Annotated in this window: 13 protein-coding genes; 8 read left to right on the forward strand and 5 right to left on the reverse strand. The window is 64.4% G+C overall.

The window, feature by feature from the left end; translation table 11 throughout:
* Positions 1 to 143: 143 nt before the first annotated feature.
* The 4 genes from NGM68_RS08625 to NGM68_RS08640 all read left to right on the forward strand — a co-directional run bounded on the left by NGM68_RS08625 (position 144) and on the right by NGM68_RS08640 (position 5,923).
* Entirely contained in the window at positions 144 to 935 is a 792-nt protein-coding gene (locus tag NGM68_RS08625) for an electron transfer flavoprotein subunit beta/FixA family protein (protein ID WP_252701232.1), read from the forward strand.
* Positions 932 to 1,888: an electron transfer flavoprotein subunit alpha/FixB family protein gene (locus NGM68_RS08630; RefSeq protein ID WP_252701233.1), complete on the forward strand. Its 957-nt coding sequence runs from the start codon at positions 932 to 934 to the stop codon at positions 1,886 to 1,888. The genes NGM68_RS08625 and NGM68_RS08630 overlap by 4 nt, the downstream gene beginning before the upstream one ends.
* Positions 1,889 to 2,132: 244 nt before the next feature.
* The gene (locus NGM68_RS08635) at positions 2,133 to 3,416 is read left to right on the forward strand and encodes an ABC transporter substrate-binding protein (protein WP_252701234.1); all 1,284 of its coding nucleotides are present in this window, start codon (positions 2,133 to 2,135) and stop codon (positions 3,414 to 3,416) included.
* Complete coding sequence (locus tag NGM68_RS08640) at positions 3,413 to 5,923, forward strand: methyl-accepting chemotaxis protein (protein WP_252701235.1); 2,511 nt, start codon at positions 3,413 to 3,415, stop codon at positions 5,921 to 5,923. Before NGM68_RS08635 ends, NGM68_RS08640 begins: the two co-directional genes overlap by 4 nt.
* A 200-nt stretch (positions 5,924 to 6,123) precedes the next feature.
* On the opposite strand, the gene NGM68_RS08645 is transcribed toward NGM68_RS08640, so the two are convergent.
* The 3 genes from NGM68_RS08645 to NGM68_RS08655 all read right to left on the reverse strand — a co-directional run bounded on the left by NGM68_RS08645 (position 6,124) and on the right by NGM68_RS08655 (position 9,953).
* Complete coding sequence (locus tag NGM68_RS08645) at positions 6,124 to 7,407, reverse strand: adenosylhomocysteinase (protein ID WP_252701236.1); 1,284 nt, start codon at positions 7,405 to 7,407, stop codon at positions 6,124 to 6,126.
* A gap of 268 nt (positions 7,408 to 7,675) precedes the next feature.
* Positions 7,676 to 8,446 (reverse strand): hypothetical protein, encoded by a 771-nt coding sequence (locus NGM68_RS08650; protein ID WP_252701237.1) that lies wholly within the window; start codon positions 8,444 to 8,446, stop codon positions 7,676 to 7,678.
* Positions 8,447 to 8,660: 214 nt separating this feature from the next.
* A complete protein-coding gene (locus NGM68_RS08655; RefSeq protein WP_252701238.1) occupies positions 8,661 to 9,953 on the reverse strand; it encodes an amidohydrolase in 1,293 nt (430 codons plus the stop codon).
* Between the two features lie 286 nt (positions 9,954 to 10,239).
* Here NGM68_RS08655 and NGM68_RS08660 point away from each other — a divergent pair, with 286 nt between their 5' ends.
* Together NGM68_RS08660 and NGM68_RS08665 are read left to right on the forward strand one after the other, a co-directional pair.
* Positions 10,240 to 11,706, forward strand: a complete 1,467-nt coding sequence (locus tag NGM68_RS08660) for a threonine synthase (RefSeq protein WP_252701239.1) — start codon at positions 10,240 to 10,242, stop codon at positions 11,704 to 11,706.
* Positions 11,707 to 11,787: 81 nt separating this feature from the next.
* Complete coding sequence (locus NGM68_RS08665; RefSeq protein WP_252701240.1) at positions 11,788 to 12,603, forward strand: stage II sporulation protein M; 816 nt, start codon at positions 11,788 to 11,790, stop codon at positions 12,601 to 12,603.
* A gap of 128 nt (positions 12,604 to 12,731) precedes the next feature.
* Here NGM68_RS08665 and NGM68_RS08670 read toward each other — a convergent pair whose 3' ends face one another.
* Positions 12,732 to 15,380, reverse strand: a complete 2,649-nt coding sequence (locus NGM68_RS08670; protein ID WP_252701241.1) for a heavy metal translocating P-type ATPase — start codon at positions 15,378 to 15,380, stop codon at positions 12,732 to 12,734.
* Positions 15,381 to 15,894: 514 nt separating this feature from the next.
* Between NGM68_RS08670 and hisG the strand changes: the two genes are divergently transcribed.
* Positions 15,895 to 16,749 (forward strand): ATP phosphoribosyltransferase, encoded by an 855-nt coding sequence (gene hisG / locus NGM68_RS08675; RefSeq protein ID WP_252701242.1) that lies wholly within the window; start codon positions 15,895 to 15,897, stop codon positions 16,747 to 16,749.
* A gap of 152 nt (positions 16,750 to 16,901) precedes the next feature.
* A complete protein-coding gene (locus tag NGM68_RS08680) occupies positions 16,902 to 18,635 on the forward strand; it encodes an MATE family efflux transporter (protein ID WP_425493617.1) in 1,734 nt (577 codons plus the stop codon).
* 4 nt (positions 18,636 to 18,639) lie between these two features.
* On the opposite strand, the gene NGM68_RS08685 is transcribed toward NGM68_RS08680, so the two are convergent.
* Positions 18,640 to 19,005 carry a PLD nuclease N-terminal domain-containing protein gene (locus NGM68_RS08685; protein WP_252701243.1) on the reverse strand — a complete coding sequence of 122 codons (366 nt, stop codon included), beginning with the start codon at positions 19,003 to 19,005 and terminating at the stop codon, positions 18,640 to 18,642.
* Between the last annotated feature and the right edge of the window lie 376 nt (positions 19,006 to 19,381).

Genomic DNA, 19,381 nt, shown 5'->3' on the forward strand with positions numbered 1-19,381 from the left:
CGTTACCGTACTACAGCGATCGTCAGGTGGTGTCTCAATCACGGTGTCGCTCCCCGAGGAGCACCAAAACGGCAAATCAACCGAATACCCGATAATAGCCGTTTCGAAAACGTTTACGCACAGGAGAGCACAACTCCCTAGTGATGAAGGTACTCGTACCGGTCAAGGAGGTTGCGACCGTCGACGACGAGTTCGAAATCGACGGCACCGCCATCGACGAGCGGTATCTCGGCGCCGATCTCAACGAGTGGGACGACTACGCCATCGAGGAAGCCGTCCAGCTCGAGGAAGACGGCATCGTCGACGAGGTCGTCACCGTCACCATCGGCGACGAAGACACCGAACAGACCATTCGGCAGGCGCTGGCGAAAGGCGCCGACCGCGCCATTCGCGTCTGGGACGACGCCCTTGAGGGCGTCGACCTGCTCGACGTCGGCGCGAAAGTCGCGATTCTCGAGGCCGTCGTCGCGGCCGAAGCACCCGACCTCGTTCTGACGGGTGTCCAGTCCGGCGACGACAGCTTCGGGGCGACCGGCGTCGCGCTCGCCGAGGCCGTCGGCTACCAGTGGGGGGCCGTCGTGAACCAGCTCGACCTCGAGAACGGGGCCGAGACGGCGTCCGTCCACCGCGAACTCGAGGGCGGGATCGAGGAGCTGACCGAGATCGACCTGCCGGCCGTCCTGACGATCCAGACGGGGATCAACGAGCCACGGTACGCCAGCCTGCGGGGCATTCGGATGGCCCAGCGCAAGGAACTCGAGCACCAGACGCTCGACGACCTCGGTGTCGACGCGAGCACCGTCGCCGGTGACCTCCGTCTCACCGAGATGTACGAACCCGAGAGCCAGAGCGACACGACCGTCTACGAGGGAAGCGCCGAGGACACCGCTGCCCAACTCGCTGATCTCCTGCGCGAGAAGGGGGTGGCCCAATGAGCGACGTTCTGGCCGTCGCCGAACACCGCCAGGGCGAACTCCGCGACGTCAGTCGCGAGGTCGTCACCGCCGGCAGCGAACTCGCCGACGAAACGGGCGGGGATCTCCACGTGGCCGTCATTAGCGGCGACGTCGAGACCTTCGCGGACGCGCTGAGCCTCGAGGGCGTCGACACGATCCACACCGTCGCCCACGGCGAGGAGTTCAACCACGACGTCTACACCCAGGCAATCACTCAGCTTGCAGACGAACTCGCGCCAGGGTACGTCCTCGCCCCTAACAGCGTCAACGGCCTCGACTACGCGCCCGCGGTCGCGACCCGACTCGGCGTGCCGCTCGTCACCGATACGGTCGACCTCGCGACCGACGGCGAGACGCTCGTCGCCACGCGAGAGATGTACGGCGGGAAAGTCGAGACGACGACGGAAGTCGACGGCGACCAGGTCGTCGCGACCATCCGTGGAGCCGAGTGGGCGCCCACGGAAGCAGCGGGCGACGCGACGATCGAGGCGTTCGACGCCGAGATCGACGAGGACGCGATCGGCTCGACGGTCACCGGCTTCGAGGAGGTCGCCGGCGGCGACGTCGACATCAGCGAGGCGGACGTGCTGGTGTCGGTCGGCCGCGGGATCGACGAGGAGGATAACCTCGATCTGGTTCGCGAGCTCGCGGAGGCGCTGGACGCGACGCTGTCGTCCTCGCGCCCGATCGTCGACGCCGGCTGGCTGCCCGCAAACCGTCAGGTCGGCCAGTCGGGGAAGGTCGTCACGCCGGACGTCTACATCGCGATCGGCATTTCGGGGGCCGTCCAGCACGTCGCCGGGATGAAAGGCTCCGATACGATCGTCGCGATCAACACCGACCCGAACGCGCCGATCATGGACATCGCCGACTACGCGATCCACGACGACCTGTTCGACGTCGTGCCCGCGCTGATCGAGCAGTTCTCCTGAGCCGTTTCGAGCAACCGGCTTCGTCTTTATCATCGGTGTGCCTCGAGGGGCGTCCCCACTGGCTCCTCGAGCACACATCGAGGTCGTCGCTGCATAACAGTCTATCGCCAGGTACAAACGTGGCGCTGGCGTGGCAAAATTTGAAGAATTATTACAACACCCATTCATTTATTTATGGTATGTATATTGTAGTTTTTCTACTAATTGCCGGTACAATTATGTAGGTTATCTCATATACAGGTGTATGACCAGTTCTCCGAGACGACGCGAGTTGCTGTCAGGTCTCTGTGTTGGTGGGCTTGGTGCGTTAGCAGGGTGTCTCGACGACGTTTCCGAATTCGTCTCCCGAACGTCGACTGATGACGTCGGTGGCACCGATCGGACGATCAAACTCGGCATCATGCAACCATTGAGCGGTGACCTCGGTGCTGTCGGTGAACCGATACGAGATGCGGCGATCCTCCCGGTCGAACAGGTTCGTGATGACGTTTCGATGGATCTCGACGTTACAGTTGCCGACACCGCCGCTGATCCAGCAGTTGGGATACAGGAGGCCGTCAAGCTCGTCGACGCGGGCTATCCGATGATCAACGGCCCGGCGGCGTCGGGTGTCACCCTGCAGGTTACTCAGCAGGTGTTGATTCCCTACCGGGCCGTGACCTGTTCACCAGCGAGCACGAGTCCGACGATTACCGCGCTGAACGACGGCGGTCTCGTGTTTCGAACCGCGCTCTCAGACTCCTTGCAGGCGGTCGTTCTCGCCGAACGTGCCGCTACGGATCTGGGACACACCAGCGCGGCGACCCTCTACGTGAACAACGACTACGGCTGGCAGTTGAGCCAGGCGTTCACCCAGGCGTTCGAGACTGACCACGACGGGACGGTGACCGCGCAGGTGCCGTTTCAACCGCTCGAGGGAGAGGACGACGACCGGACGTTCGAGGCGGAGTTCGAGCGGGCACGAACGGACGACCCCGACTTGCTGATCATCATCGGCTATCCCCAGACCGGTGCGCAACTCTTCACCGACTTCTTCGAAACTGGGGGTGAGGAGGACGTGCTCGTCACCGACGGCCTGCGCGACGGGACGCTTCAGGATCACGTCGAGTACAGCCTCGAGGGGATTCGTGGGACAGCCCCGTTGACCGCTGGCCCCGGTGCGGAAGCGTTCAACGAGTTGTTCGTCGACGAGTACGAGACCGAGCCCGGAATTTTCACGGCCCACGCCTACGACGCGTCGGCGGTGTTGTTGCTCGCAAACGCGTTCGCCGGCCAGAACGACGGAACGGCGATCAGGAGCGCGATGAACGCCGTGACCACCGAACCGGGAACGGTCGTCACGCCCGAGAACCTCGGCGAAGGCCTCGAGTTAGCTGCGGCTGGTGATCCTGTCGAGTATCAGGGCGCCTCGAGTTCGGTCGTGTTCGACGAGAACGGCGACACCGTCGACGCGACGTTCGAGTACTGGGCGTTCGACGAATCGGTGGATGGCGGTATCGATACCCTCGAGGAGGTGTCCGTCCAATGAGCCGACTCGCTCGCCTCGTTCCGGGACCGATCCGACGACGGTACCTGCTCAAGTTCGTCATCTCGATTCTCGCCGTCACGCTCGTCATCGGTGCGGTCGGCGCGGTCAGTTACGCCGAGATCGATGAAACGGTTCGCGAGGATTCGACGGAGCAACTCGCCTCGACGGCCGAACTCCAGGCGGAGGGGATCGGCGACTGGGTCGAGACGATGCGCGTCCAGACTCGTACGACGTCGACCGACGCGACGCTTCGATCCGACGACGTCCAGGAAGTCCAGGGGGCGGTCGTCGAATCGCAGGCGCGACTCTCCGTCGACGTTCGGGCGATACATGTCGTCGACACCTCGAGCGGCGAAATCGAGACGAGCACGGACGCCCAGCGTCGAGGCGTCGCACTCGCTGACATTGGCGAACCGTGGACGGACGTCGACTTCGCGGCCGAACTCCGCGCCGACGAGGCGATCTGGAACTCCCCGGAGGCCTACGAATCGGCCACGCTGGGCGATCAGGTGATGGCCTTTGCCAGCCCGGTCAACGGACACGACGACCGGGTCGTCGTCCTCATCGGGACGCTCGAGTACCGGGTCAACCAGCTCGATCAGCCGGGGGCCGCCTCCTCAACCATCATCGTCGACGCCGACGACACCAGCGTGCTGGAGCCATCGGAGACGGCGTTCGACGCCTCGGACGTCGATAGCTCGGCGGTAGAAGCCGCCCTCGGCGGTCGGATGAGCGTCGCCGAAGAGGACGGCTTCGTCCGGGCGTACGTCCCGGTTGCGGACACGCAGTGGGTGGCCGTCACGAGCGTCGCAACCGCCGATGCCTACGGTGTCGCGACGGATGTCGGCCGAAACGTCCTCGCCATGCTCGGTGTGAGTCTTCTCGCGCTCGGGCTGGTCGGCGTCGTCCTCGGGCGACAGACCGTGACGCCACTGACGCGGTTGCGTGATCGAACCGAGGAGATGGAACGGGGCAACCTCGACGTCGATCTCGAGACGAATCGAACCGACGAGATCGGCCAGCTGTTCGTTGGGTTCGACAGCATGCGAAACTCGCTTCGAACCCAGATTCAGGAGGCCGAGTCGGCTCGTCACGAGGCCGAAACGGCCCGTGCCGAGTCCGAAGCGATGACCCGCCACCTCGAGTCGAAAGCCGACGAGTACCGCCAGGTGATGGAAGCGTGTGCTGCCGGCGACCTGACCCAGCGACTCGATTCCGAGAGTGAGAGCGAGGCGATGACCGACATCGCCCACTCGTTCAACGCGATGGTCGAGGAACTCGAGGAAACGACGAGCCACGTCAAGGCGTTCGCCCACGAGGTGGCGACGGCCAGCGAGGAGGTCACCGCGAGCGCGGAGGAGGTTCGCTCGGCGTCCGAGCAGGTGACCGCCTCAGTCCAGGAGATTTCCGACGGCGCTGATCGCCAGCACGAGGAACTCGCGGCGGTCTCGAGCGAGATGGAGGGACTGTCGACGACGACCGAGGAGATCGCCGCATCCTCGAACGAGGTGGCAGACATCGCCGAGCGCACGGCCCAGACCGGTCGAAAGGGCCGGGCGGCCGCTCAGGAGGCTATCGACGGGATGGCCGAGATCGAAGCCGAGTCCGAAGACGCCGTCGAAGCGATCGCCGCCCTCGAGGCGGAGATGGAACAGATCGACGAACTCGTCGAGTTCATCTCCGACATCGCCCGGGAGACGAACATGCTCGCGCTCAACGCGAACATCGAGGCCTCCCGCGGCGGCAGCGGCGAGGATCGCGAGAGCGGCTTCGCGGTCGTTGCCGCCCAGGTCAAGGAACTCGCTGCTGACGCGAAGACGACCGCCGACGACATCGAGGATCGACTGGAAGGGATCACCGACCAGACGCACACGACGGCCGCCGAAATCGAGGGGACGGCCGATCGAATCGCCGCTCACAGCGAGTCGATCGAGAACGCGGTGGCGGCGCTCGACGAAATTTCGCGGTACGCCCAGCAAACCAACGACGGCGTGCAGGAAATTTCGGCGGCGACCGAACAGCAGGCGGCGTCGACACAGGAGGCGGTCTCCATGGTTTCGAGTGCGACGGGGATTGCGGATTCGACCTCGCGGGAATCCCAGCACGTGGCAGCCGCGGCCGAAGAACAGACCTCCGCGCTCTCGGAGGTCACCACGAGCGCGAGTTCGCTGACCGATCAGGCCGCCCAGCTCAGTGTGGCTCTCGAGCGGTTCGAGACGGACACCGACCGTGCGGATACGGAAGCGGATTCGGATGCTGAATCGCCGCCAGCGGTCGAGTCACCGGACGTCGCCCGATTGACGGCCGCTTCCGAGTCGTTGAGCGAAACCGGTGACCACCGAGACGAGCCACCGATCCTCGACGACGCAGACGAGGACGCGAACGGTTCGGATGACGAAAGTGGGACGACTTACGAAGCTGAGGATACGGTTAAATCGGTCGACAGCACAACGACTGACGAAGACGGCGCTGACATGTTCACCTTCGGCGACACCGAGGACGAATAGTTGGGATAGACTCCAGCCGATCGCTGAACGGTCTGTTCGCCCCTGGATCCTGGCTCGAACCGTTTTCACGTGGACAGTGGACGCACGAACACGTACCTGCTCGAGACGTCTCTCTACCGTTCGAGATCGGAAAATAATCCCCACGTCGAAGAGCCAATCCACCGGTTACCGCGTGGTGGGGTCAGCGAGCGGTTTCCGCCCTACGTCCCGTGATCCCACGAGCCCATGTACTCGCGCTGGACGTCGGTCAGGTCGTCGAACTCCACGCCGTCGGCCGCGAGTTTGATCTCGGCGATTTTCCTGTCTAACTCGTCGGGCACGTCGTGGACGCCCGCGTCGTAGTCCTCACCGTTATCGACCAGCTCGCGCACACACGCCGCCTGGACGCCGAAGGACTGATCCATGACCTCGACCGGGTGGCCCAGCGAGACCGGGGCCGCTAGGTTCACGAGTCGCCCCTCCGCGATGACGTTCAGCCGACGTCCGTCCGCGAGTTCGTACGCGTCCACGCCGTCACGGGCCTCGTAGCGGTCGGCAGCGAGGTCGTTGAGCGCCTCGAGGTCGATCTCGATGTCGAAGTGGCCCGCGTTGGCCAGCAAGACGCCGTCCTGCATGACTTCGAAGTGCTCCTCGACGATGACGTCGCGGTTGCCCGTGGTCGTGATGAATACGTCGCCGACCTCTGCTGCGTCGGCCATCGGCATCACGTCGTAGCCCTCCATGTGGGCCTCGAGGGCGCGGCGAGGCTCGACTTCGGTGACTATGACGTTCGCGTTCTGACCTGCTGCTTTCCGGGCGACGCCTTTGCCACAGTAACCGAAGCCAGCGACGACGACGTTCTTGCTGGCCCACGAGAGGTTCGTGGTCATCGCGATGCTCGCGAGGGAGGACTCGCCGGTGCCGTGGATGTTGTCGAACAGCCGCTTCATCGGGGTGTCGTTGACGGCGAAGACTGGATACTCGAGGGCTCCGTCGTCGTCCATCGCGCGCAGGCGGTGGACACCCGTGGTGGTCTCTTCGGCCCCGCCGACGATGCCGTCGATGAGTTCGGGGTAGTCCTCGTGGATAGCGGCGACGAGATCCATCCCGTCGTCGACGGTGATCGTCGGCTCGAGGTCGATCGTGGCGTGAATCGCGTCGTAGTACCCCTGATCGTCGACGCCGCGTTTGGCGTAGCTCGTGATGTTCTCGTGGGTGTCGAGCGCCGCGCTCACGTCGTCGTGGGTCGACAGCGGGTTGCAGCCGGTGACGGCGACCTCGGCGCCGCCGTCAGCTAGCACTTCGACGAGGATCGCCGTCTTGGCTTCGACGTGCATGGCCATCGCGATGCGCTCGCCTGCGAGAGGCTGGTCGGCCTCGAACTCCTCGCGGATGGCCGCCATAATCGGCATGTGCTGGGCCGCCCAGTCCATCTTGCGTCGCCCCTCTCGCTGGGCCGACTCGAGATCCGATAGCTGCTCGCTGATCGGTGGGTAGTCGTTCATAGCTCGACAGACGACAAGGGCGCTCAAAACCCTACCGAAGGCGGCTTCCGAGGATGGGTTCTCCGTTGGAGTGGACTGTACGGCGGAAAATCGTCGAAAACGGAATACAGCGGACGTGCGGTACGGGGTGGGTGCCTCTGGAAGCGTGCTCGAGTGGGGTACCGTCACGCCAGCGGTGCAGTGCCCGCGTTTGACGGCGATATCGACGCCGAAACCGAACGCGGGTGGGTTACGTTACGAGTTGGTGTGTCCGAAAGTTGACGTCCGATCAGGCGTCCTCGACGTCGTCGCCGTCGTCACCGTCTTCTTCCTCGTCGGCGTCAGCTTCTTCCGTGTCATCGCCACCAGGGCCAGCGTTGGCTGGTGGGCCGCGCTCGTCATCGTCGTCCTCGGATCCCGCGTGTTCAGGTGGGCCGCGTTCGTCATCGTCACCGTCCTCTGCGTCGTCACCGGAGCCAGCGTGGGCTGGGGGGCCGCGTTCATCGTCAGCCGGTGGGCCAGCGTGGGATGGCGGGCCAGCGTGTTCTGGCGCGTCACCGGGGTTGTTCTCGATCACGAAGTTCGCCACGGCGATGCCGAACGGACCGTCCGTGTCGTCTTTGTTCTCATCGACGAACTGTGAGACGAGCGCACCGAAGGAGCCGGGTTGCTCGTCCTCATCGTCGCTGTCCTCGTCGTCCGCGGCCTCGAGGGTTACCGTAATCTCATCGCTCAACCCGCCGGTGGAGGCGGCGAGTGTGACGTTGACGGAGTCGTTCGGCGTTACCAACTCGACCGATCCGCTTTCGTCGGTCGTGTAGTTGCCGACGCCCTCGTAGGTGTCGTTCTCATCTTCGAGCGAGACCTCGAGCGTGGTGTTTTCGACAGCGGTGTCGTTGTGCGTGACCGTCACGACAACGCCGTCGGTCTGGTCGACGTCGATCGAAAGGTCGTCGTTCGTTGCAGCCGTCGCGGCTCCGGCCGCCGCACCGAGTGGGGCCAGCACCGCGAATATCATGGCCGCAGCCAGTGCCACTGCGGTGAGTGTGTGTCGTTGCATCCAAATGGTACGGGGCCGACGACCCTCATAAACCCCGTCAGCAGTTCGGTTCCGTTGGGGGTCGTTTTTAGGCACTCAAAACGGTTTTTAGCGTTTATCGGATTCTGTGAACGTTTAGATTCCGTTCACAACCTCTTCGGATCGATCGCCCGTTTACGTTCCTGCTAAGACGGAAGAACAGGAAACACCTGCAGAGATCTCTCGAGACACACCTTCAGACGCGATCGAGCACGTCCGTCGCGTGCGTGCGTGCTCGCTCGAGGACAGCACCCTCGTCGAGCGTCTGTACCTCGCGCTCGCGCATCAGCACCTGTCCGTCACAGACGGTGTGGCGGACGTCGCTCGCGCTGGCGGCGTATGCCAGGTGACTCACCGCGTCGTGAGCGGGCGTCAGGTGCGGGCTCTCGAGGTCGATTACGGCGAAATCGGCCGCCCCGCCGACCTCGATTCGACCGGTCTCGAGACCGATGGCGTCGGCGCTGCCGGCGGTGAGCATGTCGGCGACCGCCGGTGCGGGGACGGCGCTGGCGTCGTCGGCCGCGAGTTTGCCGAGCATCGCCGCGTCGCGGGCCTCGTCGAGCATCGAGAGGTCGTTGTTGGAGGCCGCGCCGTCGGTGCCGAGACCGACCGTGACGCCCGCGTCGAGCAGTTGCTGGACGGGGGCCATCCCGCTTGCGAGTTTCATGTTCGAGGCCGGGCAGTGGACAACGCTCGCCCCCGACGCCGCGAGGAGGTCGATCTCCCGGTCGTCCAGGTGGACGCCGTGGGCCAGAAAGTCGCCCTCCTCGAGCATCCCGAGGTCGGCGGCGTACTCGAGCGGGCGGACGCCGCGTTCCTCGACGATGGGGTCGACCTCGTCGGTCGATTCGTTGGCGTGATAGTGCAACGGGACGCCGGCGTCGCGTGCTTTCGGGACGAACTCCGACAGGACGTCCTCGGAGACCGTTGTCAGCGAGTGGGGCATGAACGCACTCGAGATGCGCCCCTCCGCGGCCCCGTCGAGTTCGATCGCCATTTCCAGACCCTCCTCGGCGTCGGCGCGTGCGTCCGCCTCGTCCTTGCCGACGGTGACGATGCCGTGGCCGAGTCGGGCGCGAACGCCAGCCTGCTCGACGACGGAGGCGATTTCTGGCATCTCGAAGTACATGTCCGCGAACGTGGTGACGCCGCCTTTGATGAACTCGAGGACGCCCAACTCGGCCCCGACACGGATGTCCTCGGCCGTGAGCGCGGCTTCGACGGGCCAGATGTCCTCTTGCAGCCAGGCGTCGAGGGGTTTGTCGTCGGCGTACCCCCGCAGGAGCGTCATCGCGACGTGGGTGTGGCCGTTGACGAAGCCGGGCGTGACCAGACAGCCCGAGGCGTCGAGGGTTTCGTCGGCCCCGCTCCCGAGGTCATGGCCGATCTCGAGGATCTCGCCGCTCGTCTGCTCGACCAGTACGTCCGCGCGTTCGACGGTGTGGTCCGGCCGGAGGAGGTCGCCGCCGGTGATCGCCAGCGTTGTCATTGTTCGATGTTTCGGCGGGGTGGGCCTTAATCTGGCGTCTCGAGTTCGTCGGTAATTTCTGCCTTGTGGGCGGCGTGGTGGCCTCGTAGTGCATGGATCCAGAAGTGTAGGGCATTTCTGCGGACGGACACGGATTGGAAATGCAATGCTACAGAAAGTGTGCCTATGGCGGTAGTAGTGTATTACTACCGAAAGTATAGCTATGTAGACCCCACTCGATGGTGGTGCACTGACCGCCTCACCGAGAGCCAGTAGTATAAGTGGCGGCCGACCGTTCCCCCGCTCGATGGCCCCCGAGGACTCCCTGGCAACCCGTCACCGATCGCTCGCCGACCCGTCGATCACCTACCCGCTCGAGCCGGCACTTACGGCCGGCTGTCCGGAGACGAGCACCGACGAGATCCAGTACCCCGTGGGCGTCGATTACGACTACGACGCCGTCGATCCCGGACTGTTCGATCCCGCCGGTTCGACGTGGGGGACGCCGGGGCTCGAGCGCTGGCAACCCCTCCTTCCTCCGCTCGCAGCCGACACGCTCGGTGAGGGGAACACACCGTTGCTTCCGGTGGACGACCTCGAGAACTGGCTCGGTCTCGAGTCCTGGCACGAGCCAGCAGGAGCATCGAACGCCGATGGCGGCTCCGACACGACGGTGTTCCTCAAAGACGAGTCCCAGAACCCGACCTGGAGCCACAAGGATCGGCTCAACCGCTGTACGGTCAGCGCGGCCGTTCGCGAGGATGCTGCGGGTGTCGTCGCCTCGTCGACGGGCAACCACGGCGCTGCGGCCGCCGCCTACGCCGCTCGAGCCGGCCTCCCCTGCGTCGTCTTCACCGCGCCACGGACGCCCGCGGCGGTGCAGGCGTTCATCCGGAGCTACGGCGCGGTCGTCCTCGCCGTCGACGACATCGACGCTCGTCAGCTCGCGGTCGACCGGCTGACCGAGGAGCACGGCTTCCACCCCGTCAGCAGCCGCACCGCCGTCCACACCGGCCACGCCTGGGGGCCGGAGGGGTACAAGACGATCGCTTTCGAACTGTACTGCCAGTTCGGCGGGGCGGTTCCGGGCACGGTCGTCATCCCGACGTGCTACGCGGAACTGCTCTACGGCGTCTGGAAGGGGTTTCGCGAACTCGAGCATCTCGACGTCGTCGATCGAACCCCGCGGATGGTCGCCTGCGAACCAGGCGTCCGGGCACCACTCTGTCGCGCCCTCGAGTCAGGGGCCGAGGTCGCCCACGTCGAGGCCGAGCCGACCGAGGCGTACTCCATCAAGGCAACGACCAGCAGCGTCCGCGGGCTGCGGGCGATCCGCGAGAGCGACGGCATCGCCGTCGGCTTCTCGGAGGCCCACCTCGAGGCCGCCCAGCACCGACTCGCCCAGACAGGCTTCTGGCAGGAGTCCTCCGGCGCGGCAGGGTTCGCGGGACTTCGGGCGCTGACCGACGTCCTCGACGGGAACGCAGCCGGAAATTCCGCCGCTCGAGCGGTGGCCGCCGACGGAACCGAACTCGAGAACCAGCGACTCGAACTCGAGCTCGAGACCCCCGTCGCCGTGGTCGCGACCTCGAGCGGCTTCAAAGACGGCGCTGCGCTCCCGGGCGATCGGATGGGTGGAGCGATCGACGGAGTGGACGAGACCGCCGACGGCCGACAGGGAGGGGCCGGCGGCTGGTTCCTGGCACCAGCGGTCGACCCCACCTGGGAAGCGATTCGAGAAGCGCTCGAGGCACACGATGGGGTGCCGGTCTGAGTGTAGACAGTGCCCGAGGAGGCCACAGACCCAACTGTCTCAGTCGGCGGATTTATCGCCACGTTGACCGAACGAATGCGTATGGACACGCAGACGCGTTCACAGTCAACCGTGACCTCGGCCACTGGCCGCCTCGTCCTCGCGTTGACGGCCCTGTCGCTCCTGATGGCCGTGTATCTGGGGCTCAGTCAAGAGAGCGCTCTCCCGGCCGTCGGCGCGACGTTGCTCGCGCTTGGGTTCGCCGCGTTTCTCGTCGGCGACGTCGCTGGGAAGGTTCTTACGCTCGGCGCCCTCGAAGTGAGCTGGGTCGAACACCGTCGGTACGTCGGCTTCGCCGCCGGCACGTTCGGGTTCGGTATCCTCCTCGGAGTGCTGTTGTACGTCGCCGGCGTCGACCTCCTCGAGTTCTTCCTCGAGATGCTCGGTGAGGAGTTCACCGAGAGCGAGTCGCCAGACCCCGATACCTTCGAGTTCGACCTCACGGCGGAGTTCTTCATCCTCAACAACACGCCGCCGTTCCTGTTCTCGATTCTGGGTGCCGTTACGCTCGGGCTGTTCACGCTCGTCGTGATGGTCTTCAACGGTATTTTGATCGGGAACATCGGTGTCGGCGCGGGCGCAGAGATGGGATTCGACCTCATGTTCGTCCTGCTCGTTCCCCACGGCATTTTCGAACTGACAGCCCTCTTTATCGCCGCTGGCGTCGGATTCCGTCTCGTCCACCGCTTCGCCCAGCGCTTGCGAGGGACTCGAAAGTCGTTCCTCACGAAAGCCTACATCTATCGTACGTTGCTGTTCGTATTCTTCGGCTGGCTGTTGCTCGTCCTCGCGGCGTTCGTCGAAGCCTACGTGACGATTGCGCTCGCCGAATTCCTCTATGGAGATCTGCTCGAGTGAGTGGTGTCGTTCTCTCAGTTGAGTGACTGGCGGTGGTGCCGGTGGGACGCCGACTCGTGCACGTATGCGACTCACGACATGTGCTGATATTGACAGTAAAACAAATAGTACGTTTTAAACGACTTTCTTCAGCCGCGAATCCACTCGAGTGGCTTCAACAGCCACAGCGTGTAGTCCTCGTGTGGGTCGTAGGTCGCGAACGAGAGGCTGTTCGCCATCACGCTCACGCTCGAGCTGGCCATCGCGAGTCCGGCCAGGGCGGGGTTGAGCAGCCCCAGGGAGGCGATCGGGATGAGCGTCGTGTTGTAGGCGAACGCCCAGAAGAGGTTCTGACGAACCTTCGAAATCGTCGCCTCCGAGATACGGACGGCTTTGAGGACGTCTGCCGGATCGTCACGCATCAGCGTCACGTCGGCGGACTCGATGGCCACGTCGGTTCCCGACCCGATCGCGACGCCGACCTGGGCCGTCGTCAGCGCGGGGGCGTCGTTGACGCCGTCGCCGACCATCATCACGCGTGAGTCGTCCGTCTGGAGCGCCTCGACGTGATCGGCCTTGTCCTCCGGAAGCACCTCCGCACGGACGTTCTCGGGATCGATGCCGACCGTCTCGGCGACGGCTCGAGCCGTTCGCTCGTTGTCGCCGGTGAGCATGACGACCTCGATGCCGCGTTTTCGCAAAGCGGCGACGGTCTCTTTGGCGCTCTCGCGGATCTCGTCGGCCACGGCGACCACGCCCAGCAACTCGCCGTCGACGGCGACCGGGATGGCGGTCTTTCCCTCGTACTCGAGTCGAAGCAGCGTCTCCTCGGCGGGTTCGGGGTTGATCCCCTCGTCCTCGAGCAGTTTCCGTCGGCCGACGACGACCGTGCCGCGGGTGGTTTCGGCGCGAACGCCGTGCCCGGGAACGTTTTCGAACTCCTCGAGGTTGCCGACGTCGACCGCTCGATCCTCGGCACCTGACACGATGGCACGGGCGATGGGGTGTTCTGACCCCGACTCGGCGGCAGCGGCTGCCCCGAGAACGAACGCCTCGAGGGACTCTTCGCGTTCGGCCAGCATCCCGCCGTCAGGCAGGCGGTCGTCACCGTCGCCACCATCGGTTCGGGCCGCCCCTTCATCGAAAACGACCACGTCGGTCAGCGTCATCTTTCCGTGGGTCAGCGTCCCCGTTTTGTCGAAGATGACGGTGTCGATGCCCCGAACCTGCTCGAGGACGTCGCCGCCTTTGAACAGGACGCCGTTTGTCGCCGAGAGCGTCGATCCGACCATCGTCGCGGCGGGTGTCGCCAGTCCCAGCGCGCAGGGACAGGCGATCAACAGCGCGGATGCGAGAACGACGACGGAGAACTCGAGGATGGGTACGCCACCGGTGACCGGGCCGCCCCCGACGGGGCTCAGGATCGGAATGTACGAGCCGAGCCAGGCGGAGGCGCTGTAGAGCGTCTCGGGGAAGAACGCCCAGACGAGTGCCCAGAACACGGCATTGACGATCACTGCAGGGACGAAGTAGGCGCTGACTTTGTCGACCAGCCGCTGAATCTCGGGCTGGCGCGACTGGGCTTCCTTGACCCGTTCGACGATCTGTTTGAGCGCCGTCTCGGAGCCGACTTTCGTCGCTTCGACGTAGAGGACGCCGTTCTCGTTGATCGTGCTGCCGACCACGTCGTCGCCCTCGCCCTTTTCGACCGGGACGGACTCGCCGGTTAGCATCGATTCGTCGACGGCGCTCTGGCCCTCGAGAACGACGCCGTCGGTCGGAATCCGTTCACCGGGACGAACCTTGAGGACGTCACCGACTTCGACGTTTTCGAGGGCGATCTGCTCTTCGTCGCCGTCGCCGTCGCCGTAACCACGGACGACGGTCGCCTCGTCGGCTTCCATCTCGAGCAACTCTCGCAGGGCGTTCCCGGCCCGGGCCTTCGAGCGAACCTCCAGCCAGTTACCGAGCGTGATAAACCAGAGGATGAACGCGACGGCCTCGAAGTAGAGCCCTTCGCTGACGATGACGCCGCTGAGTGCACCGACGCTGTAAATGTAACCGGCGGAGGTGCCGACCGCAACTAAGGTGTCCATGTTCGCCCGGCGATTGTGTTTGAACGCCCGCCAGGCACCGACGATGAACTCCTTACCGAGGGTAGCCATCAGAACCGTCGCGAGGACGAACTCGAGCCACCCCGGTGGGTGGGAGATTGCCATCGGCACCGGCGAGGTCAGGCCGAACTGGACGACCACCATGTCGACCATCATCGGGATGAAGGGGAGGGTGAGCAGGCCGCCGAAGATGACTAGCTTGCGCTGACGGGATAGTTCGCGCTCGACGGCTCGCTCGCGCTGATTCTCCTCGCCGTCGTCGTCCTCCCGAACGGGTTCGTAGCCCGCATCTTCGATCGCTCTGTGGATCTCGGAACGGGAGACGTCGGCCGGGTTGTACCGAACCCGTGCCTCGTCGGAAGCGAAGTTCACGTCCGCGGCGAGAACGCCCGGGAGAGACTCGACGGCCTCCTGTACCGACCCGGAACAGGTCGAACAGGACATTCCCATTACGGTGATCGATTTGGTCTCGGTCGCGGCCTCGTAGCCGGCGTCGGCGATCGCCTCGACGATGGTCTCGAGGGAGACCACCTGGGGATCGTACTCCACGACGCCCTCGTCGGTGGCGAAGTTCGCGCTCACCTCGGCGACGCCTTCGATGTCGGTTACGGCATCCTCGACGCTCCCCGAACACGTCGCACAGGACATGCCGGTGATCTCGAGGTGGGCCCGTCTGGTTGTCATGGCTAGTACTATGGGTTGGGGGTTCAAGCGAGTTGTGCCTTTGAAAAGCCGATTTATCCGTACTTCAATCTCCGATTCTAAACTACTCTCGTCGTCGCCTTCCGGTGACGTTCGCGCTCCGGCCGTGAACCGACAGACTGGCTGCTCCCATCCACAATAAACAACTCGATCAGTCCGAGTTACTCCGCTTGTGCTGGTCAGCTTTCCACACGGGAAATATATCCAGGCTACGTCAAGTTCCAGACTACGTCAAGTTACGACACCGCTCGAGCGGTGCCCCTCGAAAAACTGCTGTCTTCCGACTCCGACTTTAGATTCGAAAGCTCGCGGTGGGTTGCGCTGTGGAATCAGCGGGGCGTCTCGTGGCCTGCCGTCGGGTTCAGTTCACTCATCCGTCAGTGTGCGTGACGTCGGTCGAATTGGACGCCGACGTGGTACTCGATCCCCGTCGCCCGAACGCGCAGTGGCCCTCGAGATGGAAAGACAATTGGCCGCTCGCTCCCAACTCCGGTCAATGCGTATCGCCGTCCCCAACAAGGGCCGCCTGCACGATCCGACGATCGACTTACTCGAGCGGGCCGGTCTCCATCTGGAGAACGGGGCCGCCAGGAAACTGTACGCCGACACCGTCGACCCCGAGGTGACGATCCTCTTCGCTCGAGCTGCCGACATCCCCGAGTACATCGCCGACGGTGCGGCCGACATCGGGATCACGGGCCTCGATCAGATGCGAGAGGCGAACGTCGAGTCCGTCGACGAGTTACTCGACCTCGCGTTCGGGCGCTGTCGCCTCGTCCTCGCCGCTCCCGAAGACGGTGACATCGACACCGTCGACGCGCTCGAGGGAAAAACCGTCGCCACGGAGTTCCCCAACGTCACCCGCGCATTCTTCGCGGAGCACGGCCTCAGCCCGACGATCGTCGAAGTGACGGGCGCGACCGAACTCACTCCCCACGTCGAGATGGCCGACGCAATCGTCGACATAACGAGCACGGGGACGACGCTCAAAATGAACCGCCTCGCCATCATCGAGGAGGTGCTCGCGAGTTCCGTCCGGCTGTTCGCCCACGAGGACGTCCGCGAGGAGCCGAAAGTTCAGGAGATTAAAACGGCGCTCTCGTCCGTCCTCGCCGCCGACGGCAAGCGCTACCTGATGATGAACGTCCCCAGGGATCGACTCGAGGACGTTCGCGACGTGATCCCCGGGATGGGTGGGCCGACGATCATGGACATCGCCAACGGCGGCGGCGAGAAGGTGGCCGTCCACGCCGTCGTCGACGAACGGGACGTTTTCGAGACGATTACCGAGGTCAAAACGGCCGGCGCGAGCGATATTCTCGTCACCGAAATCGAACGCCTCGTCGAATAGCGTACGGTACACCGACTCGGCGGGCGTCGCGTGCCGGCTTCAGAACGTTCATTGCGCTTCCACATCACATCCCAGCAGTGAGCGACGAGCACAGTTACTCGAGTGACGAATCCGACGGCTCGAGTACCGACTCCGCTCCCGATCGGTCGATAGTGACCGACGGTGGAGGGGAACGCGGGGACGACTCGAGCGGGGTCGACGGTGGCTCGAGCGGGGGTGACGGTACCTCGAGCGGCGACCCGTCCGGTTCGGACGATGACGTCTCGGTTGGTTCGAACGGCGACGCCACGTCCGATTCGAGTACTGAGGCGTCGTCCGACTCGACCGGCGACGAAGCTCCTCGAGACTCGATCACCGAGGGGAGTCTCGTTCGCCCGCTCTTTCACCTCGCCTGGCCCATCGTCGTCATTCAGCTGTTGCAGGTCACCTACAACGTCGTCGACACCCTCTATCTCGGCCGGCTCTCCGCCGAGGCCGTCGGCGCGATCAGCCTCGCGTTCCCCCTGATCTTCCTGCTGATCGCCGTCGCCGGCGGCTTCACCACCGCGGGGGCGATCCTGGTCGCCCAGTACACCGGCGCGAGCGGCGACCGCTCGGCCGGCCTCGTCGCCGGGCAAACGCTCTCGTTCGTCGCCTTCCTCTCGGTGTTCATCGGCGTCGGTGGCTACTTCTACACCCGCCCGGCGCTCGAGTTGCTCCCCAGCGACCCGGACACGGCCGCGACCGTGATCCCGCTCGCCGCCGACTACATGGAGATCATCTTCCTGGGGATCCCCCTCATGTTCGGCTTCTTCGTCTTCTCCGCGTTGATGCGGGGGTACGGCGACACCCGAACACCGATGCTCGTGATGGTCGTCTCGGTCGTCATCAACGTCGTCCTCGACCCGTTCCTCATCTTCGGCTTCGCCGACAACCCGCTGTTCACCTGGCTCGGCCTCCAGGGGCTCGAGGCTGCCATCTACGCCCAGACCGGCTTCACCGGCTTCGGCATCCAGGGGGCCGCCCTGGCGACGATCCTCGCCCGCGGCGTGGCGACCGGGATCGGCCTCTGGATTCTCTTCACGACGGCCAGTGGCCCGGCCGTCACCCTCGAGCACCTGTACCCGGATCTCGAGTTTATTCTGGATATCGTCCGTCTGGGCGTTCCAAGTACGCTCGAACAGACCACGAGCGCGATGGCCATGATCACGCTGACGGCGATGGTCGTCACGTTCTCACCGCCGGTCGTCGCCGCCTACGGGCTCGGCAACCGGCTGATCTCGCTCGTCTTCCTGCCAGCGATGGGGTTGGGTCGGGCGATCGACACGATGGTAGGCCAGAACCTCGGGGCCGACCGGAGCGACCGCGCCGAGCGCTCGGTTTGGCTCGCCGCCTCGACGGGTGCCGGGGTGATGCTCGTCGTCGCCGTGATCGCGGTTGCGTTCACCGAACCGATCGTCAGCGTCTTCCTCGGGGACGTCCCCGACGCGCCAGCGACGATCGCCTACGGAGTCGAGTACGTCCAGATTCGCTCCGTCGAGTTCGCCTTCATCGGCGTCTCACAGGTAATCCTCGGGGCGTTCCGTGGCGCCGGGAACACGAAGACCGCTATGGTGATATCGATGCTCACGCTGTGGGTCGGCCGCGTCGTGAGCGTCCTCGTCCTGGCGCTGTCGTGGTCGATCACGCTCCCCGTCGTGGGAATCACCGTCGCCGCACTCGACTGGGGGGCGACCGGTATCTGGGTCGGCATGGCCCTCGGCAACGTCCTCGGTGCCATCGTCGGCGTCGTCTGGTTCACTCGCGGCACGTGGAAGGAGAAGTACATCGACGACGCCGATGTCGAAGACGAGCCGACCCGAGCGGCGGATGGACAGGAACTCGAAGGGACACCACAGGAAGACTAGCGGTCTAGTACCTCTCTACGCCGCCCTGTGAGTTCGTCCGGTCTTCGGCTTCTGATTCCGATTCAGCGTGAGAGTCGGCTTCGGACACTCTCTCGCGGCCGCGGACGTCCCACGGCACCTCGTCGGCTCGAGACGGGTGGACGTTGACCGCTCCGTCCCGGTAGGGATCGGTTTCCGGATCGTAGTCGAGTTCGCTCCGGGTTAGCAGATAGATGATGAAGCCATACACGGGGACGAACAGGACAATCAACGCCCACCGGCGCGGATTCTTCATGCCGATGTCGGTCGCGTCGTAGTAGGTGAACGCCGACAGTAAAACGAGGACGAACACCGGGATGAAGACGAGTGCGACGAGCAACAGCGTGCTCATACGGGATCTTCGAGGCGGAGCGACGTAAAGCGATTGCCTCGACTGATGCAAAGAGTGGGGTGATCTCGTTCGAGCGGCATTCGTCACGCTCGGATCGACCCCCGCCGTCGCCATTTTTTAGCTGAAAGTAGGTGCTAAGCCCCCTTCCTCAGCGAACGCCGACCGAACGGGAGGCGTGAGCAGGGAGGGGATACAGCGCCGCACAGTTCTCAAACACGTCTGTTGCTCGGCCCACAGGCCAACGCTTCATCGAAGCTATTATACGTGTAACGTGCATAGTGTGCATTACGGTGAAACGGAAGACAATCACTATCCGAGAGGATCAAGACGAGTGGATAGAGGATCAACACCTCAACCTCTCGTCGTTCATCCGAGA

It is taken from the genome of Natronosalvus vescus, assembly GCF_023973145.1.
GTDB lineage: Archaea > Halobacteriota > Halobacteria > Halobacteriales > Natrialbaceae > Natronosalvus > Natronosalvus vescus.